Origin of the sequence: Mitsuokella sp. UBA4253, assembly GCF_002395285.1 — a bacterium.
Lineage (GTDB): Bacteria > Bacillota > Negativicutes > Selenomonadales > Selenomonadaceae > Mitsuokella > Mitsuokella jalaludinii.
This window is the reverse complement of sequence record NZ_DGWR01000008.1, coordinates 62,301-68,867: the sequence shown is the minus strand read 5'-3', so window position 1 is coordinate 68,867 and position 6,567 is coordinate 62,301. Positions and strand designations below refer to the sequence as shown.

Here is a 6,567-nt window from a genome sequence, read left to right as displayed (position 1 = left end):
GGGAGGATAGGAAGTTGCCGGTTAAGCAATGGCTCCGCTGAGGCGGGGCCATTTTTGTATCCGTTCCACATCCGGAACCATAAAAAGGGATTTGCCCTGAGCGCATGACTCAGGGCAAATCCCTTTTTCTCTTTACTCTTGATTTACTGGCGGTTACGGCGGGCCAGTACGCGCAGGACCTTGGCGCCCGTATTGTGGATCTTGCGCAGCGGAGCGACGCGCGTCTTGACTTTGGGGCGGATGTCCTTGGCAGAGCCGAAGTCGCCGCGCTTCAAGAGCGTGGTCTTCGTCTTGTCCGGCTTGAAGAAATCGCGCATCTCCTTGGCGATATGCTCTGGTTCAGCGTTCTCCTGGCAAAGGAAGATGTCGATGGCGACGTACTTGAGCTTGGTGTAGATGTGCAGGACCATGTGGCCCTCGCGGAAGAGCATCATGATGGCATAGTGATCCTCCGTCAGATGCTCGGAGCATTCAGAGATCTTTGTCAGGGCAAAGTGCCCCGGCAGTTCTGTCGTATAGGCTTTGATCTGGTCGATGTCCTTGAGCTTGCTGTTCTTGCAGTTGAAGAGATCGACCGTGAGATGACGTGCTAAGATTTTCATGAATTCGTCGGCTCCTTCATGTGTTTTTTTATGATTCCATGTTCCATTATAGTAGATGGGATTCGGTTCCGTCAAACTTTATGGCGAGGATTTGTTCTGATTTTTTTCGGTTTCTTTTCATATAGCCGCAGGCCGATGAAGAAGATGGCGGCGATGGTGAAGGCCGCGATGCTTGTGGCCTGTGCGCTCGTGACGAGGCCGAATACCTTCTCGGTGTAGTCGCCGCGCAGGAATTCGAGGCCGAAGCGCGCGAGGCTGTAGAGCATGACGTAGAGGGCGAAGCATTGTCCTTTCGCATGCTCTGTCGTGCGGAAGAGAAGCAGCAGGGCGAAGATGACGACATCGAGCTGGCCTTCCCAGACTTCGGCAGGCCAGAGCGGCTGATCGCCGTACGTGTGATGTGCGAGCGTCGTCACCGGGTAGATGATGCCGAAGGAAGTGCCGGTCGGCGCCCCAAAGGCATCGCCGTTCAGCAGATTGGCACAGCGGCCGAGCGACTGGCCGAGGATGATGGCCGGGGCGAGCACATCCATGAGATGGACAGTGTCGAGATGGTGGCGGCGGCAGTACCAGACACCCGTCAAGACGCCGAGGAAGACGCCGCCCTGGATAGCCATACCACCCTGCCAGACGTTCAGCAACTCGGTCAGATGATGGCTGTAGTAATCCCAGTCGAAGAAGAAAACGTCCCAGAGGCGTGCGCCGAGCAGTCCCGCGACGCCGCAGTAGATGCCGAGGTCGACGATGTGTTTCTCGTAGCCGCGTCCATCTGCCTTGGCGAGGAAGTAGCCGACGCCTGTCGCGAGGATGATCGAGAGAGACAGCACGAGGCCGTACGCCCGGATCGGGAAGTCTCCGATATAGAAAAGATACTGATGCATAAGATACCTTCCTTTTCTTTTTCTTTCTGTCATGATTCGTTCATGATGACTCAAACAATCTTCATTATAGCCCAAACGGGATGGCTTGAGAAGGGAAGCGGCACGGTGCAATTTGTATTTGAAATATGTCTATCCCTGTGGTACAATAAACCGTGTCAACATGTAAATGCATCGATGGAGAGAGTAGACTGCGGGGAGAGCGGAAGCGAACCGGGCGAGGTGAGAGCCGGGCGTGCGTACCTGCAGGGGAAGATCACTCCGGAGCAGCGGGCTGAATGATTAAGTAGGCTTTGCCGGTATCCCCCGTTACGGGACAGCGCATGGTGGTGCGTGGAATGAATAGGTGGTTATCCTGTAGGTATCATGAGCCTGCATCCTATTTGGGTGCAGGCTTTTCATATGTGAGGAGGCATTCTGTTTGTATAAGAAAGTAGATACGAACCTGAATTTCGTGGAGCGCGAGAAAGAGATCCGCGATTTCTGGAAAGCAAACGACATCGCACAGAAGGCAATCGACCAGCGTGAGGGCTGCGATACCTTCACGTTCTATGATGGCCCGCCGACGGCCAACGGCAAGCCGCATATCGGCCATGTCCTGACGCGCGTCATCAAGGACATGCTGCCGCGCTTCGCTTCGATGAAGGGCAAGAAGGTCCTCAGGAAGGCTGGCTGGGATACGCACGGCCTGCCGGTCGAGCTCGAAGTCGAGAAGCAGGTCGGCATCAACGGCAAGGAGCAGATCGAGGCGTACGGCATCGAGCCGTTCGTCAAGAAGTGCCGTGAGTCCGTCTGGAAGTACAAGGGCATGTGGGAGCAGTTCTCCGATGTCGTCGGTTTCTGGGCCGACATGGAGCACCCCTACATCACGTATGAGAACGACTTCATCGAGTCGGAGTGGTGGGCACTCAAGGAAATCTGGAAGAAGGGCCTGCTCTATGAAGGCTACAAGGTCGTTCCGTACTGCCCGCGCTGCGGCACACCGCTCTCCTCACACGAAGTCGCTCAGGGTTACAAGGATGTCACGGAGCGTTCGGCCATGGTCGAGTTCAAGGCCAAGGACGACGACTGCTCGTTCCTCGCCTGGACGACGACGCCGTGGACGCTGCCGTCGAACATGGCGCTCTGCGTGAACCCATCGGTCGACTATGTCAAGGTGCAGGTCGGCGATAAGAAGTACATCCTCGCCGAGGCGCTCGTCGACACGGTCTTTGAGGGCGTCGAGGGTGAGCGCAAGGTGCTCGAGAGATACAAGGGCAAGGACCTCGAGTTCCGCGAGTACGAGCCGCTCTATCCGTTCGCTGTCGAGAAGGTCAAGAACCAGCGCGGCAAGAAGGCATTCATCGTGACCTGCGATGACTACGTCACGACGGAAGACGGCACGGGCATCGTCCACATGGCTCCGGCATACGGCGAAGACGATAACCGCGTCTGCCAGAAATACGGTGTCGCCTTTGTCAACCTCGTCAACAGCAAGGGCGAGCTCACGGCCGAGACGGACTGGCCGGGCATCTTCGTCAAGAAAGCAGACCCACTGATCCTCGCTGATCTCGAGAAGAAGGGCCTGCTCTTCAAGGCACCGGAATTCACGCACAGCTATCCGCACTGCTGGCGCTGCGACACGCCGCTGCTCTACTATTCGTTCCCGACCTGGTTCATCAAGATGACGGCTGTCAAGGATGAGCTTGTCGCCAATAACAAGACGGTCAACTGGATCCCGAAGTCCATCGGTGAGGGCCGCTTCGGCAACTGGCTCGAGCACGTACAGGACTGGGGCCTCTCGCGCAACCGTTACTGGGGCACGCCGCTGCCGGTATGGCAGTGCGAATGTGGTCATCAGCATGTCATCGGCTCGATCGAGGAGCTCAAGTCCATGAGCTCGAACTGCCCGGATGACATCGAGCTGCACCGCCCGTACATCGACAAGGTCACGATCAAGTGCCCGGAGTGCGGCAAGGAGATGCACCGCGTCAAGGAAGTCATCGACTGCTGGTTCGACTCGGGCTCTATGCCGTTTGCGCAGTGGCACTATCCGTTCGACAACAAGGACATCTTCGAGAAGCGCTTCCCGGCAGACTTCATCTCGGAGGCAGTCGACCAGACGCGCGGCTGGTTCTACTCGCTGATCGCCATCTCGACGCTGCTCTTCCACAAGGCACCGTACCGCAACGTCATCGTCCTCGGCCATGTCCAGGACAAGGAAGGCCGCAAGATGTCGAAGTCGAAGGGCAATGCCGTCGATCCGATGGAGGCGCTGCAGAAGCACGGCGCTGACGCCATCCGCTGGTATTTCTACGAGAACAGCGCACCGTGGCTGCCGAACCGCTTCCACGACGATGCCGTCCAGGAAGGCCAGCGCAAATTCATGGGCACACTCTGGAACACGTACGCATTCTTCGTGCTCTACGCCAACATCGACAACTTCGATGCGACGAAGTACACGCTCGACTACGATAAGCTGCCGGTCATGGACAAGTGGTGCCTCTCGCGCCTCAACACGATGGTCAAGGATGTCGACTACGACCTCACGAACTATCGCGTGACGGAAGCGGCCAAGGCACTCGAGGAGTTCGTCGACGAGCTCTCGAACTGGTATGTCCGCCGCAGCCGCAGCCGCTTCTGGGCAAAGGGCATGGAGCAGGACAAGATCAATGCTTACATGACGCTCTACACGGCACTCGTCACGACGGCCAAGGCCGCTGCGCCGATGATCCCGTTCATGACGGAGTCCATCTACCGCAACCTCGTCTGCAGCATCGACAAGACGGCTCCGGAGTCTGTCCACCTCTGCGACTTCCCGCAGGTCAACGAAGCACATATCGACAAAGACCTCGAGAAGAACATGGGCGAGGTCCTCGAGATTGTCGTGCTCGGCCGCGCTGCGCGCAATGAGGCCAACATCAAGAACCGCCAGCCAATCGGCAAGATGTACGTCAAGGCGCCTGTCGTGCTGCCGGACTTCTACAAGGAGATCGTCGAAGAAGAGCTCAATGTCAAGGAAGTCGTCTTCAAGGATGACATGGAGGCCTACCTGACGTACAGCTTCAAGCCGCAGTTCCGCGTCCTCGGACCGAAGGTCGGCAAGAAGATGGGTGCCATCCAGAAGGCCCTGAAGGCCGTCAACGGCCACAAGGCCAAGGAAGAACTCGACACGACGGGCAAGCTCGTCGTCGCACTGCCGGACGGCGATGTCACGCTGCTGCCGGAAGACGTCGAGGTCACGATGGCCCAGACGGAGGGCTTCAACTGCCAGCGCTACAACGGCGTGACGATTGCGCTGGAGACGACGCTCAGCAAAGAGCTGCTCGAAGAGGGCTTTGTCCGCGAGATCATCAGCAAGGTCCAGACGATGCGCAAGGAAAATGGCTATGAGGTCACGGATCACATCAAGGTCGGCCTCAAGGGCAACGAGAAGCTCGAGAACCTCGTCAAGAAGAACGAGAGCTTCCTCAAGGACATCACGCTCGCTGACGAAGTCACGTACGGCACGACGTCCGGCCACGAGAAAGAGTGGAACATCAACGGTGAGACGGTGACCCTCTCGGTTGACTGATTTCCCCGCTGACCATAAAAAGATCTCCTCTTGATGAGGAGATTTTTTTATTGCGGGAAAGAAGGAAAAACAGAAGTAAAACACGAATATAGACAATAGTCCTTTGCAACGAGAATACCAGGCAGGTGATACTGAAGCGAATGAACGAGAACAATCGAAATCAGGACAATGGACATCATGGACAGGATGGACATACGGAACATATCCATGTGCTGGCCGATGGCACGGTGCTCCACCATACACATGGCGCGCACGGCCATCAGCACAGCCACACGCAGACGAAGGCGGTGCTCAACCGCATGGCGCGGCTCATCGGCCACCTCGAATCCATCAAGCACATGATCGAGGACGGGCGCGACTGCAGCGAGGTGCTCGTGCAGCTCTCGGCGGTCGACAGCGCCATCAAGGGCGTCAGCCGCATCATCCTCAAGGACCATCTCGAGCACTGCATCGTCGATGCCGTGCGCGACAACGACCAAGAGGCATTGGACCAGCTCAACCGGGCTATTGACCGCTTCATCAAGTGAGGTGCGCGCGGTTTTGTGAGTCAGTCACGGTATTTCCCGTGTGAATCCTATATCCTAGTCCTGTATCCTATAGGCAATATGTCCGTATATCATTTCTATAACATGAGCGGAGCGCGTGCTCTGCATCGATAGATCAGGAGGTTTTTCCATGGCACAGAATAAACTCATAATCAGCCAGGTCATGATGCCGAACCAGACGAACCCGAGCGGCAACATCTACGGCGGCGATATCATGAAGATGATGGACTCGGCGGCTTATGCCGTGACGCGCAAGTACGCGCGCTGCAATGTCGTTACGGCTCGCGTGGACGAGCTCGAGTTCCACCTGCCGATCCTCGTCGGCGACCTCGTCACCTGCACGGCAGAGATTGTCTTCGTCGGCCACAGCTCGATGGAAGTCACGGTAAACGTCGATGTAGAGGATCTCGATCAGGAGGGCAAGCCGCAGCGCGCGCTGACAGCCTACTTCACGATGGTCGCTCTCGACCGCAATTCGCGCCCGAAGGCTGTGCCGCCGCTCATCATCGACACGGAAGAGGCGAGAAAGGCCTTTGAGGAAGGCCGCCGCCGCTATGAGGCGCACAAGGAGCAGAAGCGCCAGCAGCGCGAGGTCGAGAAGAAGCTCAGCCAGGCCAAGAAGACGCTGCGCGAGCCAGAAGAGAAAAAATGAGCGCAGACCTGTAAAAAAGTTTACAGATTTACAAAAAATGCTTGCAAAACAGTTTCTCCTGTGCTATTCTAGTACCCAACACAGGGAAATGCGTTGAAGAGGAATAGTAAGGACCCCCGAACGATCAGAGAGCTGCCGTCTGGTGCGAGGCAGTCGGGAAAGGATCTGGAACTCACCTTGAAGCAGCTCGCTGAAAGTGCATCGGCGTACACGATTGTATGCAGTGAGTGCATGATTAGGCAGGGACGGAGCCTGACCGTTACAGCAGGAGGATTTGCTAGAATCCGTAGAGGTACTCCGCAAGGAGTATGAATTTGAGTGGTAACACGCAGGTACA

General features: G+C 56.7%; 5 protein-coding genes and 1 other annotated feature (1 of these 6 cut by a window edge). Of the genes, 3 read left to right on the top strand and 2 right to left on the bottom strand.

Going from position 1 to position 6,567, the window contains the following annotated elements:
• Positions 1 to 143: 143 nt before the first annotated feature.
• Together B2X55_RS04145 and lgt are read right to left on the bottom strand one after the other, a co-directional pair.
• Positions 144 to 602 carry an S-adenosylmethionine decarboxylase family protein gene (locus B2X55_RS04145; protein WP_055160791.1) on the bottom strand — a complete coding sequence of 153 codons (459 nt, stop codon included), beginning with the start codon at positions 600 to 602 and terminating at the stop codon, positions 144 to 146.
• Between the two features lie 71 nt (positions 603 to 673).
• Positions 674 to 1,483, bottom strand: coding sequence for a prolipoprotein diacylglyceryl transferase (lgt, locus tag B2X55_RS04140; protein WP_055160794.1), 810 nt, complete (start codon positions 1,481 to 1,483; stop codon positions 674 to 676).
• A 418-nt stretch (positions 1,484 to 1,901) separates the two neighbouring features.
• Here lgt and ileS point away from each other — a divergent pair, with 418 nt between their 5' ends.
• The 3 genes from ileS to B2X55_RS04125 all read left to right on the top strand — a co-directional run bounded on the left by ileS (position 1,902) and on the right by B2X55_RS04125 (position 6,230).
• On the top strand, positions 1,902 to 5,033 hold the full coding sequence (gene ileS / locus B2X55_RS04135) for an isoleucine--tRNA ligase (RefSeq protein WP_286821001.1): 3,132 nt from the start codon (positions 1,902 to 1,904) through the stop codon (positions 5,031 to 5,033).
• Positions 5,034 to 5,173: 140 nt separating this feature from the next.
• Positions 5,174 to 5,560 carry a metal-sensing transcriptional repressor gene (locus B2X55_RS04130; protein WP_051652259.1) on the top strand — a complete coding sequence of 129 codons (387 nt, stop codon included), beginning with the start codon at positions 5,174 to 5,176 and terminating at the stop codon, positions 5,558 to 5,560.
• A 148-nt stretch (positions 5,561 to 5,708) separates the two neighbouring features.
• On the top strand, positions 5,709 to 6,230 hold the full coding sequence (locus tag B2X55_RS04125) for an acyl-CoA thioesterase (RefSeq protein WP_036378093.1): 522 nt from the start codon (positions 5,709 to 5,711) through the stop codon (positions 6,228 to 6,230).
• Positions 6,231 to 6,314: 84 nt separating this feature from the next.
• Positions 6,315 to 6,567, top strand: a binding site (T-box leader); it runs 16 nt beyond the window's last position.